The 16786-nt window shown below is 65.6% G+C and carries 17 protein-coding genes; 10 read left to right on the forward strand and 7 right to left on the reverse strand.

All coding sequences use genetic code 11. The features are described from left to right. The 6 genes from NN4_RS42205 to NN4_RS42230 all read left to right on the forward strand — a co-directional run. The coding region (locus NN4_RS42205) for a Trp biosynthesis-associated membrane protein (protein WP_147143439.1) at positions 1 to 255 on the forward strand (255 nt) is incomplete at its 5' end. 183 nt (positions 256 to 438) lie between these two features. Beyond that, a complete protein-coding gene (gene trpC, locus NN4_RS42210) occupies positions 439 to 1257 on the forward strand; it encodes an indole-3-glycerol phosphate synthase TrpC (protein ID WP_147143442.1) in 819 nt (272 codons plus the stop codon). Further along, positions 1254 to 2516: a tryptophan synthase subunit beta gene (gene trpB / locus NN4_RS42215; protein WP_107655249.1), complete on the forward strand. Its 1263-nt coding sequence runs from the start codon at positions 1254 to 1256 to the stop codon at positions 2514 to 2516. Before trpC ends, trpB begins: the two co-directional genes overlap by 4 nt. 73 nt (positions 2517 to 2589) lie before the next feature. After that, positions 2590 to 3390: a tryptophan synthase subunit alpha gene (gene trpA, locus NN4_RS42220; RefSeq protein ID WP_147143445.1), complete on the forward strand. Its 801-nt coding sequence runs from the start codon at positions 2590 to 2592 to the stop codon at positions 3388 to 3390. Positions 3391 to 3485: 95 nt separating this feature from the next. Next, positions 3486 to 4616 (forward strand): prolipoprotein diacylglyceryl transferase, encoded by a 1131-nt coding sequence (lgt, locus tag NN4_RS42225; RefSeq protein WP_147143449.1) that lies wholly within the window; start codon positions 3486 to 3488, stop codon positions 4614 to 4616. A gap of 238 nt (positions 4617 to 4854) precedes the next feature. Further along, the gene (locus NN4_RS42230; RefSeq protein ID WP_107655252.1) at positions 4855 to 5385 is read left to right on the forward strand and encodes a TM2 domain-containing protein; all 531 of its coding nucleotides are present in this window, start codon (positions 4855 to 4857) and stop codon (positions 5383 to 5385) included. A gap of 72 nt (positions 5386 to 5457) precedes the next feature. On the opposite strand, the gene NN4_RS42235 is transcribed toward NN4_RS42230, so the two are convergent. Beyond that, positions 5458 to 5802, reverse strand: coding sequence for a hypothetical protein (locus tag NN4_RS42235; protein ID WP_147143452.1), 345 nt, complete (start codon positions 5800 to 5802; stop codon positions 5458 to 5460). Between the two features lie 43 nt (positions 5803 to 5845). After that, positions 5846 to 6460 (reverse strand): glycoside hydrolase family protein, encoded by a 615-nt coding sequence (locus tag NN4_RS42240; RefSeq protein WP_147143456.1) that lies wholly within the window; start codon positions 6458 to 6460, stop codon positions 5846 to 5848. A 749-nt stretch (positions 6461 to 7209) separates the two neighbouring features. Here NN4_RS42240 and NN4_RS42245 point away from each other — a divergent pair. The 4 genes from NN4_RS42245 to NN4_RS42260 all read left to right on the forward strand — a co-directional run bounded on the left by NN4_RS42245 (position 7210) and on the right by NN4_RS42260 (position 11172). Further along, the gene (locus tag NN4_RS42245; RefSeq protein ID WP_308633355.1) at positions 7210 to 7938 is read left to right on the forward strand and encodes a transporter substrate-binding domain-containing protein; all 729 of its coding nucleotides are present in this window, start codon (positions 7210 to 7212) and stop codon (positions 7936 to 7938) included. Between the two features lie 12 nt (positions 7939 to 7950). Then, positions 7951 to 8619 (forward strand): amino acid ABC transporter permease, encoded by a 669-nt coding sequence (locus NN4_RS42250; protein ID WP_147143462.1) that lies wholly within the window; start codon positions 7951 to 7953, stop codon positions 8617 to 8619. 211 nt (positions 8620 to 8830) lie between these two features. After that, complete coding sequence (gene pyk / locus NN4_RS42255) at positions 8831 to 10249, forward strand: pyruvate kinase (RefSeq protein ID WP_186818892.1); 1419 nt, start codon at positions 8831 to 8833, stop codon at positions 10247 to 10249. Between the two features lie 95 nt (positions 10250 to 10344). Next, positions 10345 to 11172 carry an acyl-CoA thioesterase gene (locus NN4_RS42260; RefSeq protein ID WP_246181407.1) on the forward strand — a complete coding sequence of 276 codons (828 nt, stop codon included), beginning with the start codon at positions 10345 to 10347 and terminating at the stop codon, positions 11170 to 11172. An 81-nt stretch (positions 11173 to 11253) separates the two neighbouring features. Here the strand turns inward: NN4_RS42260 and NN4_RS42265 are convergent, their stop codons facing one another. The 5 genes from NN4_RS42265 to NN4_RS42285 form a co-directional block, all read right to left on the reverse strand. After that, complete coding sequence (locus NN4_RS42265) at positions 11254 to 11673, reverse strand: hypothetical protein (RefSeq protein ID WP_147143468.1); 420 nt, start codon at positions 11671 to 11673, stop codon at positions 11254 to 11256. 136 nt (positions 11674 to 11809) lie between these two features. Then, the gene (locus NN4_RS42270; RefSeq protein ID WP_135235981.1) at positions 11810 to 12427 is read right to left on the reverse strand and encodes an arsenate reductase/protein-tyrosine-phosphatase family protein; all 618 of its coding nucleotides are present in this window, start codon (positions 12425 to 12427) and stop codon (positions 11810 to 11812) included. Between the two features lie 232 nt (positions 12428 to 12659). Next, positions 12660 to 13172: a phenylacetaldoxime dehydratase family protein gene (locus tag NN4_RS42275; RefSeq protein WP_147143470.1), complete on the reverse strand. Its 513-nt coding sequence runs from the start codon at positions 13170 to 13172 to the stop codon at positions 12660 to 12662. Between the two features lie 130 nt (positions 13173 to 13302). Continuing rightward, a complete protein-coding gene (locus tag NN4_RS42280; RefSeq protein ID WP_147143473.1) occupies positions 13303 to 14100 on the reverse strand; it encodes an SAM-dependent methyltransferase in 798 nt (265 codons plus the stop codon). 1473 nt (positions 14101 to 15573) lie between these two features. Beyond that, the coding region (locus NN4_RS42285) for an FAD-dependent oxidoreductase (protein WP_308633354.1) at positions 15574 to 16786 on the reverse strand (1213 nt) is incomplete at its 5' end.

Here is a 16786-nt window from a genome sequence, read left to right on the forward strand (position 1 = left end):
CTCACCCGGATGCCGCAGGACACCGCCCGCCTGTCCGGCAAGTACGACAACCCGGCCTTCCGCCGCGCCGACGCCACCGAACAGGTGAGCAAGCAGCGCACCGACGCCGCGGCAGGCACCGAACAGAACCAACTGTCCGAACGCGTGCTGTGGGATGCGTTGGACGCGGGCACCGACCCGACCGACGACACCGCGAACTCCGGTGGGCGCACCGGCGATCCGGACCCGGGCGAGGCAGGCGGACGTGTCCGCTGAGCGATTCGCGCGCGTCGACTGTGGCGGTTCACACCTTGTGCGCGGACTGGTTGCCTGGTCCACAACAAGCCCCGGCGCAAACGCGGCCGGTACGTCCATTTATTCTTTGTCAGCATCGGTGAGACAGCGCCTGGGGGGACTCTCAGGCAGCAAGTCCGTCTCCCCAGAAAGGATTCGAGCCAGATGACGGTACTCGACTCGATTCTCGACGGGGTCCGCGCGGATGTGGCCGCTCGGGAAGCCCTCCTCGATTTCCAGGCGATCAAGGCGGCCGCCGCGGCGGCGGCAAGCCCGCTCGACGCACGCGCGGCCCTGCTCGAAGACGGCATCGGCGTTATCGCCGAGGTGAAGCGGGCCAGTCCCTCCAAGGGTGAACTCGCCGACATCCCCGACCCGGCCAGCCTGGCCAAGGCGTACGAGGACGGCGGCGCGCGGATCATCAGCGTGCTCACCGAGGGCCGGCGCTTCCACGGGTCGCTGGAAGACCTGGACGCGGTGCGCGCCACCGTGCACATCCCGATCCTGCGCAAGGACTTCGTCGTCGGGCCGTACCAGATCCACGAGGCCCGCGCGCATGGCGCCGACGTGATCCTGCTGATCGTCGCGGCGCTCGAGCAGGACGTGCTGTCCTCGCTCATCGACCGCACCGAATCGCTGGGCATGACCGCGCTGGTCGAGGTGCACACCGAGGAAGAGGCGGATCGCGCGCTCGAGGCCGGTGCCTCGGTGATCGGCGTGAACGCCCGCAACCTCAAGACTTTGGAAGTCGACCGGGACGTGTTCGCCCGGATCGCACCCGGCCTGCCCACCGAGGTCATCCGGATCGCCGAATCCGGCATCCGCGGCACCGCCGACCTGCTCGCCTACGCTGGCGCGGGCGCGGACGCCGTTCTCGTCGGCGAAGGCTTGGTGACCAGCGGTGATCCCCGCGCGGCCGTGTCCGAGCTGGTGACCGCGGGTACCCACCCGTCCTGCCCGAAGCCGGCGCGGCGGGGCCGGTGACCGGGGTGACAGAGCTACCCAAGGCCAGCGACGGCGTCGCACACCGCAGCGCGCACGAACCCGATACCGGCGGCCACTTCGGCGTCTACGGCGGCAGGCACGTCCCCGAGGCGCTCATGGCGGTCATCGAGGACGTCACCGCCATGTACGAGAAGTCCCGGCTCGACCCGGACTTCCTGAACGAGCTGGACCGGTTGCAGCGCGACTACACCGGTCGCCCGTCGCCGGTGTTCGAATGCACCAGGCTCGCCGAGCACGCGGGCGGCGCGCGCATCCTGCTCAAGCGGGAAGACCTGAACCACACCGGTTCTCACAAGATCAACAATGTGCTCGGCCAGGCGCTGCTCGCCAAGCGGATGGGCAAGACCCGCGTCATCGCGGAGACCGGCGCCGGCCAGCACGGCGTCGCCACCGCGACCGCCTGCGCGCTGCTCGGCCTGGACTGCGTCGTCTACATGGGCGCCGTCGACACCGCCCGGCAGGCGCTCAACGTGGCGCGGATGCGGCTGCTCGGCGCCGAGGTCATCTCGGTGACCACCGGTTCGCAGACGCTCAAGGACGCGATCAACGAGGCGCTGCGCGACTGGGTCAGCAACGCCGACGACACCTACTACTGCTTCGGCACCGCCGCGGGCCCGCACCCGTTCCCCATGCTGGTGCGCGACTTCCAGCGGGTCATCGGCCTGGAGGCCAGGGTGCAGGTGCAGGAGTCCACCGGGCAACTACCCGACGCGGTCGTGGCCTGCGTCGGCGGTGGCTCCAACGCCATCGGCATCTTCCACGCCTTCCTCGACGACCCCGACGTCCGGCTGGTCGGCTACGAGGCGGCCGGCGACGGCGTCGAAACCGGCAGGCACGCGGCCACTTTCACCGGCGGCACGCCCGGCGCGTTCCAGGGTGCCTACTCGTACCTGCTGCAGGACGAGGACGGCCAGACCATCGACTCGCACTCCATCTCGGCCGGTCTGGACTATCCGGGCGTCGGCCCCGAGCACGCTCTGCTCAAGGACATCGGCCGCGCCGAATACCGCCCCATCACCGACACCGAGGCGATGGACGCGCTGCTGCTGCTCAGCCGCAGCGAGGGCATCATCCCGGCGATCGAGTCCGCACACGCCGTCGCGGGCGCGCTGCAACTGGGCAAGGAACTCGGCCCCGGCTCGATCATCCTGGTGAACCTGTCCGGTCGCGGTGACAAGGACATGGATACGGCGGCGCGCTGGTTCGGGTTGATCGACGAGAAGGACGAGCAGAAGTGAGCGAGCGCAGCGAGCGAACCATGGGCGCAGCGTCCGTGACCTCGACGGAGCCGAGCGTCAGCGAGGTGCAGTCGTGAGTCAGCAGTCCCGTCTCGCGAATACCTTTGCGGCGACCCGCGGTGAGGGTCGTGCCGCGCTCATCGGCTACCTGCCTGCGGGCTATCCCGATCTGGCCGGTTCCATCGAGGTCTGTCGCGCCATGGTCGAATCCGGTTGCGACATCGTCGAAGTCGGCGTCGCCTACTCCGATCCGGTGATGGACGGCCCGACCATCCAGGCCGCCGCCGATCAGGCGTTGCGCGGCGGCGTGCGGGTGCGCGACGTGTTCTCCGTGGTCGAGGCGATCACCTCGGCGGGCGGTCAGGCCGTGGTGATGAGCTACTGGAACCCGGTGCTGAAGTACGGCGTCGACAACTTCGCGCGCGATCTCGCCGCCGCGGGTGGCGCCGGAATCATTACCCCGAACCTCATTCCGGAGGAGGCCGACGACTGGTTCGTCGCCTCGTCCACGCACAATCTCGATCGCATCTTCCTGGTCGCGCCGTCCTCTACCGAGGAGCGTCTGGTCAAGACTTTGGAAGCGTCGCGTGGCTTCGTGTACGCGGCCTCGACCATGGGCGTCACCGGCGCCCGCGATGCGGTGTCCTCTGCCGCGCCCGCACTGTGCGCGCGCATCCGGGCGCACTCCGACATCCCGATCGGCGTCGGCCTCGGCGTCCGTTCGGGGGCGCAGGCGGCCGAAATCGCTTCCTACGCAGACGGAGTCATCGTGGGTTCGGCGTTGGTCACCGCCGCGGGCGAGAGCCTGGACGCGGTCCGTGCGCTCACCGCCGAACTGGCCGAGGGCGTGCGTTCGGCGACCGTCGCCTCGTAGGAACAACCACCGCCGGTGGTGATTCCTACGCTGTACGGCGGCCGCCACGGTGCGGTGGTTCCAGTGTCGCCGCGGTTCTCCGCTACGGTGGCCCCGTGACCTTACAAGTCCTGGCGTACATACCCAGCCCCCCGCAGGGCGTGTGGCACATCGGTCCATTCCCGTTGCGGGCCTACGCGCTGTGCATCATCCTCGGCATCGTCGTCGCCATCTGGTGGGGCGAACGGCGCTGGCGCGACCGCGGCGGCCAACAGGGCGCGATCCTGGACGTCGCGATGTTCGCGGTGCCGTTCGGTCTGGTCGGCGGCCGGCTGTACCACGTCGCCACCGACTGGCAGAAGTACTTCGGCCCCGACGGCGACCCCAAAGCCGCGCTGGAGATCTGGAACGGTGGCCTCGGCATCTGGGGCGCGGTACTGCTCGGCGGCGTCGGCGCCTGGATCGGTTGCCGGGTGTACCGAATCCCGTTGCCCGCGTTGGGCGATGCGATCGCGCCGCCGATCCTGCTCGCGCAGGCGATCGGCCGCCTCGGCAACTACTTCAACCAGGAGCTGTACGGTCGCACCACCGACCTGCCATGGGGCCTGGAGATCTACTTCCGCTACGACGACAACCTGAAGCCGGACGCGATGAACGGCGTCTCCAACGGCGTCGTGGACAAGGTCGTGCACCCCACGTTCCTGTACGAGCTGATCTGGAACGTGCTGATCGTGGTGCTGCTCGTGCAGCTGGACAAGCGCTACCGGATCGGGCACGGACGCCTGTTCGCGCTGTACGTCGCCGGTTACAGCTTCGGCCGCTTTTTCGTCGAGCTGATGCGCGACGACGAGGCCACCAAGCTCGCCGGAATCCGCATCAACTCGTTCACCTCCGCGATCGTATTCCTCGCGGCCATCGCCTATTTCGTGTTCGCGACCAAGGGCCGCGAGGCGCCGGAGCAATTGCAACCGTCGACTGAGCGCAGGCCGTGGCCATGGCAGATCGGTGCGTTGCGAGCGGCGGGTGCGTCGTCCGCGGGATCGGACACGGTTGTGCTGGAAAAGGATTCGGCGGAAGCCGACGGCGCGACCGCGACGGACAAAGTCGAGACGGAGTCGAGCGAAACAACCGACACCGTCCAGAAGGACACCGCAGATCCGGCAACCAGCACCGACGCGGACGTGAGCACGGACTCGGACGAGACCACTACCGCGTCGAAAAAAGTCGCGGATCCCGACAAGTCCTGAATACGACGGTGCCGCCGCCGATCACGCGGCGGCACCGCATTCGGTTGCTCCGAATTTCCCGCCGTCGATAACGGCGCAGCGTCCGCAGCAGATAACCCGGGGGAGTGCCGAGGGTTTACGGGGCGACAAATCACACCGGTCCGACCACAATGTCTCGTGATCGTCGCGAGCATCTTCCCGCTCGGCAGATCGATCGATGCCGGGCAGAGGGTGCCCGCACGAATGAGGAGGACATTTAGTGACCGACCCTTACCAGCAGAACAACCCAGGATTCGGTGGACCGCAGTACGGTCCGCCCGGGACGGGGCCGGATCTCAACAAGCCGCAGGACACCGCGGCGCTCCCACAGTTCGACGCCCAGCAGTCCGACCCCTACGCGCAGCCGCAGTTCGGCCAGCCCCCGGCGGACCAGTACGGTCAGCCGCAGTACGGTCAGCCCAACCCTTACGGCCAGCAGCCGGGCGGTTACCCGCCCCAGTACGGTCCGCAGGGCTACAACCCGAACGACCCGGAAGCGCCGTACGGCCGTGACCAGTTCGGCGTCCCGCTGTCCGACAAGCAGAAGCTCGTCGCGGGCCTGCTGCAGATCTTCCTCGGAAGTTTCGGCGTCGGCCGCTTCTACCTCGGCCACAACGGACTGGGCATCGCCCAGCTCGTCGTCAGCGCCGTCACCTGCTTCACACTCGGCTGGATCTGGGGTGTCATCGACGGCATCCTGATACTGACCGGCAAGGTGCCCGACAGCGAGGGACGCCCGCTGCGCGAATGACGGTGTGCTGCACGATCCGAGAACACCAGACCGACCCCGCCTGATGACAGGCGGGGCCGGCGTTCTGTGAAATTATCCGCCGCCGCAGCGGTCAGCCATTCCGCTTGCAATGCCGAATGCGACGAAGCAAGGAATCACCTTGGCTGGTATGGGGTAGACAAGACAAGCGCCCGCTGCCGCCGAGGCGATTGCCTTCGGGACTCCGTTCTCTTCCAGACAGCGAATTGCATCTTCTACCCGTCCCTTCTTGGCCAGCTTGATGGGCATCCCGACGTTGGACGCAGATGCTCCGATCTGATGGTTGATCTGAGTTTCGCCGGTGCTGGGGTAAATTTCCGCATTGGCCGCCGGGGTGAAGCACAGCGCGGCAAACGCAACCGGGGTGACAATGGAGATAGTGGTGCGAATTATATTCATTGTTGGCTATCTTTCTATCGTGTCAGTTGCTCGGACCAAAAGGTCAGAGTTTGGAGATCGCACGGCCTTGGCAGTAAGCGGCAGTGGCTGAGCCGACGCCACCTGCAACGAGGCAGGCGGCCAGACCCAGGCCGAGAACCGGCTTGCAGGCGACGATTACTGCGGCAATAACCCACGCGGGAACGCCGGCGCTCGACAGGCATGAGTTCAGTTCGCCGATCGCATCGCCGATTCCCCGCTTGATCGCTCTGTCCGTAGCGGCGGTGAAGTCTTGGTCGAGTACGACCTGATCCTTCGACCACTTCGTGACGTGCCCTGAGTCGGGCGTGTACTCGGTGAAATGAACCTCGCTGTAGTCGGTGACTTCGTTGTCGCGGTCGACCACCAGCTGCAGGGTGCTGAACGGCGTACCGCCCGTCGCCAGTGGGATCGTGACGTGACGTTCTCCGTTGGCCGCGATCTGCGTCATGCGCGAGAAGTCGAGCGCCGCGAGGTCGGTATTGACCTTGACCGAGCCGGATTCGATCGAATCGGTGACTGTTCGAATCGCGGCGGCCGATGTCGTTGGTGCGGCCGCGAATGCTGGTGCGGTGGCGCTCGCGCCGGCCAAGGCGGAGAGTATGATTGCGCTGGTCGCTATGGACCTACTGATGATCATTGAGAAATTCAATCCTTAGGTTGGTATGTGACTGTCTGCGCGCATGCGCAGATCTCGGGTCGGGGAGTGACAGCTCCCCGGCTCGAGTTTCATGATTGGTAGTTATCAGCTCTAGTGAGTCATCTGGCCACCTTTCTCGGCATGGCGATATGGCCTCATGAATGAATGAGGTTTGTGCGCTACCGACTCCGTCGACGCCGGTTCGATACGGCTGCCCGCCTTTTTTGGAGGCAGTCGCCGATTGTGATGCGCGCAGTGCGCGCCTTCCCCGTTCCTCCCCGTCTTACACCGGTCCCCGATTTGTCCGGTTACTGGTATTGACGCACTGATCTTCGGATCGGTTCCGCTTATTTCAGATTTTCTGACGGATGGCCTTGGTGCCTGGCTCGGCTGTTGCCCACTCGATGTACTGCGCAGCTGGACGTGTGCGGGTTCCGGGTGGTTTCGGTGACGGTGCAGAGGCGGTCGAGCAATGCCCGAGGCCGGCGGCATCGCCGAGCCGGTGGTGCCCGTTCCTGCGGCCCGTGCCGATGCTCGGTGACTACGTGCTGGTCAGCGCCCCGGGAAATGCGGTGCAGCCTCGCGACGCGCCTCGAATTCCGCGAGTACAACCCTTTCGCGCACCATGATCGAGATAGGGTCCTTCGCAGTAGTCCCGGCGTAGCATGAGCCGGATTTGCGTGTTGTGTGTGGGATGTCCATACACCGAAGAGAGGGAACCCGTGCGTCGCAAGCTGTTCGCCGCCGCCATGCTCGCCATCGTCGCCGCCACCGGGCTCACCGCCTGCAGTAGCAGCAGCGATGCGAACGTGTTGAAGGTCGGCACCGAAGGCACCTACTCTCCGTTCAGCTTCCAGGGCACCGACGGCAAGATCACCGGTTACGACATCGAGGTGATCCAGGCGGTCGGCGACAAGCTCGGCAAGAAGGTCGAGTTCGTGCTGACGCCGTGGGACGCGATCTTCGCCGGCCTCGAGTCCAAGCGCTTCGACCTGGTTGCCAACCAGGTGACGATCAACGACGAGCGCACGAACAAGTATGCGCTGTCGAGCCCCTACACCACCTCCGACGGCGTGATCGTCACCCGCGCGGACAACAACGCCATCACCACCCTCGCCGACCTGAAGGACAAGACCTGCGCCCAGTCCGCCACCAGCAACTGGGGCAAGGTCGCCACCGGCGCGGGCGCGAAGGTCGAGTCCGTCGAAGGCTTCGTGCAGGCGATCCAGCTGCTGAAGAACGGTCGCGTCGACGCCACCGTCAACGACACCCTCGCGGTCGCCGAGTACACCAAGAAGACCGGCGACACCGGCGTGAAGGTCTCCGGCAAGACCGGCGAGACCAGCAAGCAGGCGTTCGCGGCCCGTAAGGGCGACGCGGTGATCGCCGATGTCGACCGGGCGCTCAACGAGCTGCGGGCCGACGGCACGCTGGCCAAGATCTCGGACAAGTACTTCGGCACCGACGTCAGCAAGTAGCCGACGCTCTCCATGGATGCCGCTACTCGGGAACTGATCTGGCACAACCTGTGGCCGATGCTGCAGGCCACCGTCGAGAAGACACTTCCACTCACCGCGATCAGCTTTGTCATCGGCTTGGTGATCGCGGTGTTCGTGGCGCTGGCCCGGATGTCACCGATCTGGCCGCTGTCGGCGGCCGCCCGGTTCTACATCTCGATCATTCGGGGCACGCCGCTGCTGGTGCAGCTGTTCATCGTGTTCTACGCGATGCCGCAGTTCGGCATCGTGATCGATCCGTTCCCGGCGGCGGTGATCGCGTTCAGCCTCAATGTCGGCGGGTACGCGGCCGAGATCGTGCGGGCGTCCATCCTCAGCGTGGCCAAGGGGCAGTGGGAGGCCTCGCAGGCGCTCGGCCTGCGGTATCCGCAGATGATGGGGTTGATCATCTTGCCGCAGGCCTCGCGGATCGCGGTCCCGCCGCTGTCCAACACGTTGATCTCGCTGGTGAAGGACACCTCCCTGGCCTCGACCATCCTGGTGACCGAACTGTTGCGCGTCGCGCAGATTGCGGCGGCGCCGACCTTCGACTTCTTCGCGCTGTACGGCGTCGCGGCCATCTACTACTGGGTTATCTGCCTGTTCCTCGGCTTCGGCCAGACCCGATTGGAGACGCGCCTGGCCCGGCACGTGGCGACCTGATCGATCGGGTCATCCGAGACCGATCGGACACGGCAGCTAACTACCAGCGAGTAACATTTCTGCGCCGCTGCTGGGACGCCACGACGCTGGCCAGGCATGTTGCGCAATGCGTAACGCTTGGAGGTTTCACCAAGTAAACGTTCATTTTTTTACCCAGCTTTCACCTGGGGCACAGCGGGCCCCGGGTACTGGTCGGGACTAGGCTCTACCCGTGATGCGACGGACGAAGATTGTGTGCACGCTCGGCCCGGCTACTGCCACCGAGGACCGTATCCGCGAACTCGTCGAGAGCGGCATGGACGTGGCTCGACTGAACTTCAGTCACGGCGAACACGCGGATCACGCTGAGAACTACAAGAAGGTGCGGGCGGCCTCCGACCACCTCGGCAGAGCGGTCGGCATCCTGGCCGACCTGCAGGGACCGAAGATCCGACTCGGCCGATTCATCGAGGGCAAGACCGTCTGGGCGACGGGTGAAGAGGTCAGGATCACCGTCGACGAGGTCGACGGCACCCACGACCGTGTTTCGACCACATACAAGGAACTCGCGCAGGACGCGAAGGCGGGCGACCGGCTGCTCGTCGACGACGGCAAGGTCGGGCTCACCGTCATCCGGGTCGACGGCAACGACGTCGTCTGCCGGGTGACCGAGGGCGGGCCGGTCTCCAACAACAAGGGCGTTTCGCTGCCGGGCATGGATGTCTCGGTGCCCGCGCTGTCGGAGAAGGACATCGAGGACCTGGAATTCGCGCTGAAGCTCGGCGTGGACTTCATCGCGCTCTCGTTCGTGCGGTCCCCGGCCGATGTCGAGTTGGTGCACGACATCATGGACCGGGTCGGGCGCCGGGTGCCGGTGATCGCCAAGCTGGAGAAGCCCGAGGCCATCGACAACCTGGAAGCCATCGTGCTCGCCTTCGACGCGGTCATGGTGGCCCGCGGTGACCTCGGCGTCGAGCTCCCGCTGGAGCAGGTGCCGCTGGTGCAGAAGCGGGCCATCCAGATGGCGCGCGAGAACGCCAAGCCGGTGATCGTGGCGACCCAGATGCTGGAGTCGATGATCGAGAACTCGCGCCCGACCAGGGCCGAGGCCTCCGATGTCGCCAACGCGGTGCTCGACGGCGCCGACGCGGTGATGCTCTCCGGTGAGACCTCGGTCGGCGCCTGGCCGATCGAGACGGTGCGCACCATGGCGCGCATCGTGCATGCGGTGGAGACCGAATCGACCAGGGTGCCCCCGCTGACCCACGTGCCGCGCACCAAGCGCGGTGTCATCTCCTACGCCGCCCGCGACATCGGTGAGCGGCTCAACGCCAAGGCACTGGTGGCGTTCACCCAGTCCGGTGACACGGTGCGCCGCCTGGCCCGGCTGCACACCCCGCTGCCGCTGCTGGCGTTCACCCCGCTGCCGGAAGTGCGCAGTCAGCTCGCGCTGACCTGGGGCACCGAGACCTTCATCGTGCCGATGGTGGACACCACCGACGCTATGATCCACCAGGTCGATGTAGCACTGCTGTCCATGGAGCGATACCAAAAGGGTGACCTCGTGGTAATCGTGGCCGGCTCCCCGCCGGGTACGGTCGGTTCTACCAACCTGATCCACGTGCATCGCATCGGTGAGGAGGATCATTAATAGTGAATAGTTCCCTTGGAGGGTCGGTCGTCGATTCGTCGGCGGCCGGGAAGTCTGATCTCGACGTTTTGCTCGGTCTGCTCGATTTGGAGCAGATGGACGAGGACGTGTTCGTCGGTCAGCATCCGGAGAAGGTGTGGAGCCGCACGTTCGGCGGCCAGCTCGTCGCGCAGGCGATCATCGCGGCGGGCCGCACGGTCGGTGACCGTCCGGTGCACGCGATCAACGCGCATTTCGTGCGCGGCGGCGACACGAAGAAGCCGATCGAGTACCGGGTGGACCGGCACCGCGACGGTCGCGCGTTCGCCAACCGCACCGTCACCGCCCTCCAGGACGACCAGGAGCTGTTCGTGATGCTCGCGGCGTTCCAGGACTGGAACAAGGGCCTCGAGCACGGGCATCCGCTGCCCGACGTGCCCGACCCGGACACGCTGCCGCGCATCGAGGAGAGCTTCGTCGGCTTGGAAGACAAGCTGGAGATGTTCATCAAGGCGCCGCACCCGATCGACATGCGCTACACCAACGACCCGGCCTGGATCCTGAAGGGCACGGGGGAGCGGCTCAACCACAACCGAGTGTGGATGCGCACGGACGGGCGGCTGCCCGACGATCCGCTGCTTCATGTTGCGACGCTTGGCTATTCGTCCGATACCACGGTGCTGGATTCGATCATCACCACGCACGGACTGTCCTGGGGACTGGACCGGATCGTGGCGGCGACGGTGAACCACTCGATCTGGTTCCACCGGCCGTTCCGGTTCGACGAGTGGGCGCTCTACGCCACCGAATCCCCGGTTGCCTCGGGGTCGCGTGGTCTGGCCACCGGCCGCTTCTTCTCGCGCAGCGGGGAGTTGCTGGCTACCACGGTGCAGGAAGGGCTGATTCGGCACTTCCCGGCGCGGGGGGCCAACACCGCGCAGTAAGGTTCACTGTTCGCTGACTTTCGCCGCATCCGCTTCCCTGCCGGGAAGTTGGTGCGGCGCAGTCGTTTCGGGGACTTTGCGTCAGATTCGTTCGCGCTCGACGTCGAGGTCCAGATCGGCCCGCTGCATGGCGCGGATGGAGAACGGGATGTTCTGGCCCGGCTCGGTGCGGGCGACCCCGTAGATCCCGTGCAGCAGTTGCTGTTCCAGGCGGGCCACGTCGGCGTCGGTGAGCACGGTGGGTGCGCCGACCAGGCTGAGCGCGATCTCGTAGGTGCCGCGGTCGCCCGGTTCGTCGCCGGGATGCTCCATCCGCCACTGGGTTTCGAGCGTCACGTGAGTCGGGTCGTCGGTGTCCACCGGCAGCGTGAAGCGCCACGCGAACATGTCGCGGTCCTGCAGGTGGTCATCCACCACCTCGCGCACGGTCTCGACGATTCGTTCGAGGGTTTCCGGTGTCACATACACATGGAGCGAAACATCCGAAATGCGTTTCGGCATGTCTATTCCTGTCGTGTGTCGAACCAGCAACGGCGGAAAGTTGTTGTCCGCGGGAGTGTAATACTTCCGGCGCGGAAATGGACATAGCAGCCCTGCATTGCTGTGTCGAAGGGGTGATATTCGCTGAGCCGGAAGACTACCTGACGCGGTGCGCGGCCAAGAAAGTCGCCAGCGGCGGGTTGGCGTCCGGCTCGATGATCAGCCCGCGCTGCTCGTCCGCGACGGGTCTGGTCTGCTCGTGCGGCGCCAAGGCGAGCAGCAGCGGGACCAGCGCTTCGGCGATCCGATCGCCCACATCGCAGTACGCCTGCTCGGACAGTCCGATCGGGTCGGTGATGTTCTCCCGGCCGACGATCGACAGGTCGTTGCGGGACTCGTGCAGTGCGGCGATGGAGCGGGCGCCGGTGACGTGGGCGATCCGGTGCGCTTCCAGCAAGGTGAAGGTGCGGCAGGCCACCCCGAACCCCATCTCGCTCACTGTGTCGCGAATCTGCTGGGTCATGGTGAGCACGAGGTCGGCGTTGTCGACCATCTCGTCCTTGAGCCGCCTGGCCTTGAAGTTGCTCGCGTCGCCGCCGAGGCCTTCGATGGCTTGCGCGGCAAGTGGTTCGACCGGGAAGCCCACCAGCGCCCTGGTGCCCGCGCTCTCCGCGGTGAGGTTCGGCAGGGCGTGTTCGACCGCGATAGCGCGGGTGAGGCGCTCGGCAATCACAGAACGGCAAACATTGCCGTTGCAGACGAACAGGACGTGCATAGGAATACGGTAAACGTTCGATAACGCCGTCGATGTGCGAAAACCTCCGAAACGTGCGCTCTGGAGCAATATTCATCTGCAGGTCAGTTGCCGTACACGAGGAACGGCGCACAGGTTCCGAGGATGAGGTGTGCGTCGCATTTGCCGTTGATCATGTTCAGGTGTGTCCCCGTGCACTTACCCCATGATGGGACCATCGAAACACAGCGTTGTGATTAGCTTGTGATACGAACTACTCGGGTTCGCCGCTGTAGTAACTCTTTTCGTCGACCACCGGCGCGACCTTGGCCGGCTCGTCCCGCACCCGGCCTCTGGTGGAGAACATCCGCCCGCGCGAGGCGACCACCGGCGCGAACCGCGCCATGCCGGTCGGGGTGTGCATGTCGCCGTACATCGCGTCTATGCCGCCGCGCATGAAGTACGCCTCGTGCCAGAACCCGGTGCCGCCGGAGTCTTGCAGAAACTTCTGCCACCAGTCTCGGTGCGGGGCCGACCTGGTCCAGCGTTCCAGGCTGTCCAGGTCGCGCCAGTACTGCCGGGCGCCCCAGTGCGGCGGGAACAGCGACCAGATCACGTCCTCGTGCGAGAGCAGCCCGTCCGGCCGATCCTGGTGCGAGCGATAGAGTTTCGGCCCCAGGCCGAGCAGGCGCAGGATGCCGCGCGGCTTGTGCACCCGCATCCCGAGGTAGATGACCACCAGATCCGGGTATTCGCTCAGATCGACAGTTGTTCTGTTCACCCGCATCGCAACCTCCGCTGATTTGGGCGTCGTTGTGCCCCACTCTACGGATGAATACGCGACGGACGCCCGAATGGTTCGATGTGGTGCGCGGCGCCCCCGGTTCACGCACCGGGGGCGCCGCTGTTCGCGAGTATCAGGGCTTGCGTGCGACTCCGCCGTACGCGGAAATGGGTTGTGCCTCGCCCACTTCGGTCGTCGGGGGCCGCCACTGGGTGATCGAGACGAAACCGGGCTCGATCAGCTCCAGGCCGTCGAAAGCGGCGCGGATCTGCGCCTGGGGGCGGGGGACATAGGGCACGCCGCCGCTGTTCGTGTAATTCTCGCACAGCGTGACGTAGGCCTGGCTGTCGTCGGTGCCGTCCCACAGCACCAGGTAGCTGCCCGGCCGCACCTCGCCCATTACCGTGCGCACGATGCGCAGCATTTCGTCGTAGCTCTTGGCGTGGCCGAGCACGCCCATGAACATCACGCCGATCGGTTCGTCGAAGTTCAGCACGTTGCGCGCGTCCGCGACGATCTGCTCCGGGTAGTGGTAATCCGAGTCGATGTAAGTGGTGACGCCCTCGTTGGTGGTGCTGTTGAGCAGCGCGCGGGCGTGCGCGAGGACCAGTGGATCGTTGTCCACGTACACGACTTTCGACTCCGGCGCGATCGACTGAGCGACCTCATGGGTGTTCTGCATGGTGGGCAGCCCGGTGCCGATGTCGAGGAACTGGCGAATACCTTCCTCGCGGGCGAGGTGGCTCACCGCGCGGATCAGGAACTGCCGCGACTGCACCGCCATCGTGCGGATGTCCGGGTCCACCTCGAGGCTGGCATCCCCGACGATCTGATCGATTTCGTAGTTGTCCTTGCCGCCCATCCAATAGTTCCAGATTCGTGCGGAATGAGGGATATCGGTCCGGATCGTGGGGATGTGGTCATCGGACATGATGTTTCGACTCCTCAGCGAAATGACCGGCAGCACCGCCGATCATGTTGGTACGAGTTGCATCCGATCTGCTGTGCGTCAGTATAAGTTTCAAGCTTCAACCGTGGTGGAGATCCGCCAGCTACCCGCCATTTTTCTCCTGCGGATTCGCGGGGTGTCTGCGCACGCGGACAGTCCGATACGCACCACTACACCCTTGCGGTGAAGACCGTGCGCGCAGTGCATCGGGCGTGCAAACCCCCAGCGCAACAGGGCTACGCCCCATCGCAACCCACCCGATCGCTCCTGCTTCTGGCGACGCCGTCACAGGCGGCCGACTTCTCTGAAGGATGAGGGCACGCGACCGCCTGCTGGAGCCCGCCAAGACCCTCCAGCCCCACACTCAGCACCACTCGGGTAAACCCTTGTCAGGCAATCGGACCCGAATGTTTCCCCGCCAGAGATGGTGTCCACGCCCCTCGTCACCCGCACGCATGTAGGGGCTGCGTCTCATAGATGGGGTGTGAGGTTCCAGTCTGCACCCTCGAAGGGTGTGAAAGCATGCTGATTCGGCGCGGAATCGCCTGTGTGGCAACAGTTCTGGTCGTTATGTGCCATAGAGTGGTGACACCTCTTCCCGAGGGGCGATGGACACGGTCCAGACATCGCGCCCAGGGAGGAGGTGGTGGGGAATGGCGAAACATCGCCGGAAAAAACGAGAGGCTCCGGTCGATTACGGCATCATCTTGACAGGAGCTGCCGTGATCGCCGGAGCGCTCGTACTGGTCCGCCGAGTGCGGGCTAGGTAATCCCACCAGGTGGGGCGTCGTACCAGCGGCGTCCCACCGCCCAGCATCACTTACGTGACCACCCGATTGTACTGGTTGCCCCCGGCGGCACGCGACTTCCCAGCGAATCAAATGCGAATCCGATCCGGCCATTCCCCACTGCAACCGAGCCACTCGCGCTGCTAAAGGTTGTGTGGTTCCAGTCTGCACCCATAAAGGGTGCGAACGAGCGCCGATTCGGTGTGGAATCGCCTGTGTGGCAACAATTCTGGTCGCCACCTGACATAGAGTGGGGACACCTCTTTCCGAGGGGCGATGGACATGGTCCAGACATCGCGCCCAGGGAGGAGGTGGTGGGGATGGCGAAACATCGCCGGAAAAAGCGAGAGGCTCCGGTCGATTACGGCCTCACGCTTGCAGAAGCTGCCGTAATCGCCGGAGCACTCGTCTTGGTCCGCTGGTTGCGGGCTAAGTAAACCCCACAGGTGGGGCGTCGCGCCAACGGCGTCCCACCGCCCAGCATCACTCACGTGACGACTCGATTGTACTGGTTGCCCCCAGCGGCACGCGACTTTCCAGCGAATCGAATGCCAAGCCGATGGGGCGATGCGCCGTGGAACTTCCAGAGCGTTCCTGTGCGGACCTTCGGACGCCACACCTTGCGAAATGCGCCGAACCGACCACGACCAGTGTGGTGGGAAACCGTCTAATTGTTGGCGCGCTGGATGGAGCGCCGGACCAGGCCGCGGATGCCGGGGAGCTGGATGGCTCGCAGCATCTTTTCGCCGGCCCAGACATGAGTGCGGGTCGGCGGGGCGAATCGGCTTATTCCTCTGCGGGCCAGGGCCTGTCGTTTGTGCACTTCCGGGCGCAACGACGTCTCCCACGTGTGGAGTGCGGTGGGAATGTCGTCGTGTGCTGCTATCGCGGTGCCGAGCCGGTCTGCGCCATCGAGGGCGAGGGCGGCACCGTAGCCTGCGAATACCGTTACGCACCAGGCCGCGTCGCCGAGCAGAACGACCCGGCCCTGACTCCAGCGATCCATCACAATTTGGCCGACCGAGTCGAAATACGCGGTGCCGGGGGCGGCCGAGAGTTGGCGCAGAGCGTCGGCGACACCCCCGCCGAGATCCCCGAACGCTCGATCGAGCGCGGCTGTGGCGCCGAGCGCCAGTTCGGTCCCCGGGTCGGGGCAGCGGTAGGTGAAGAACGCCGAGGACCGTTGCGATCCCAGGTTCATCACGGCGGCCGTGCGTCCGGGTCCGATAAAGGTGGCGCCTGCGCCTTCGGGGACATGCGAGGGAACCGTTCCCAACGGGAATGCGCTGACCACATGGCCCAGGTCCACGAAGTATTCGTGTTCGGCGCCGAATGCGAGCTCGCGGACTCGGGAATGCACGCCGTCGGCCCCGACGAGGAGTTCGGTCCGACGGCAGGTGCCGTCGCTGAGGGTGATTACGACTTCCTCGGCGGTCTGGGCGATGGTCTGCACGGTGCTGCCGAAATGGATGTCGGCGAGGCCGGCCACCGCGTCGTACAGCGCCGACTCCAGATCGCCGCGGAACACGCTCAGTGCTCGGTTCCCCACAGCAGCCTCGGTGACAGCGGCCGGAATCCTGAACTTCTCCCGGCCATCCGCGTGGACGAGGACCGAGGTGAAGAATCCGATATCGCGCGAAGTCAGCGCTGGTACCAGCCCCAGCCGTTCGGCGGCGGCATATCCGGGTCCGTGCAGGTTGACCAGGTATCCGCTACTGCGACGAGCTGGCGCGCGCTCGATCACGACGACGTCCCAGCCTTGCTGGTGCAGGCGCAACGCGGCGGCCAAGCCGGCGATACCGGCGCCGACGACTGCCGCCCGTCTGCGCGGTGTTTCCGCGCGATGGTGCGGGGTGTTCTCGTTAGCTTCCATGTGCGAC

Source organism: Nocardia ninae NBRC 108245 (genome assembly GCF_007990755.1).
GTDB lineage: Bacteria > Actinomycetota > Actinomycetes > Mycobacteriales > Mycobacteriaceae > Nocardia > Nocardia ninae.

Excerpts from the sequence above, each read along its gene's own strand:
- trpC (WP_147143442.1), top strand. The coding sequence starts at position 439 with ATGACGGTACTCGACTCGATTCTCGACGGGGTCCGCGCGGATGTGGCC.
- NN4_RS42235 (WP_147143452.1), bottom strand. The coding sequence starts at position 5,802 with ATGAATATAATTCGCACCACTATCTCCATTGTCACCCCGGTTGCGTTT.
- NN4_RS42240 (WP_147143456.1), bottom strand. The coding sequence starts at position 6,460 with ATGATCATCAGTAGGTCCATAGCGACCAGCGCAATCATACTCTCCGCC.
- NN4_RS42245 (WP_308633355.1), top strand. The coding sequence starts at position 7,210 with ATGCTCGCCATCGTCGCCGCCACCGGGCTCACCGCCTGCAGTAGCAGC.
- NN4_RS42250 (WP_147143462.1), top strand. The coding sequence starts at position 7,951 with ATGGATGCCGCTACTCGGGAACTGATCTGGCACAACCTGTGGCCGATG.
- NN4_RS42260 (WP_246181407.1), top strand. The coding sequence starts at position 10,345 with ATGGACGAGGACGTGTTCGTCGGTCAGCATCCGGAGAAGGTGTGGAGC.
- NN4_RS42265 (WP_147143468.1), bottom strand. The coding sequence starts at position 11,673 with ATGCCGAAACGCATTTCGGATGTTTCGCTCCATGTGTATGTGACACCG.
- NN4_RS42270 (WP_135235981.1), bottom strand. The coding sequence starts at position 12,427 with ATGCACGTCCTGTTCGTCTGCAACGGCAATGTTTGCCGTTCTGTGATT.
- NN4_RS42275 (WP_147143470.1), bottom strand. The coding sequence starts at position 13,172 with ATGCGGGTGAACAGAACAACTGTCGATCTGAGCGAATACCCGGATCTG.
- NN4_RS42280 (WP_147143473.1), bottom strand. The coding sequence starts at position 14,100 with ATGTCCGATGACCACATCCCCACGATCCGGACCGATATCCCTCATTCC.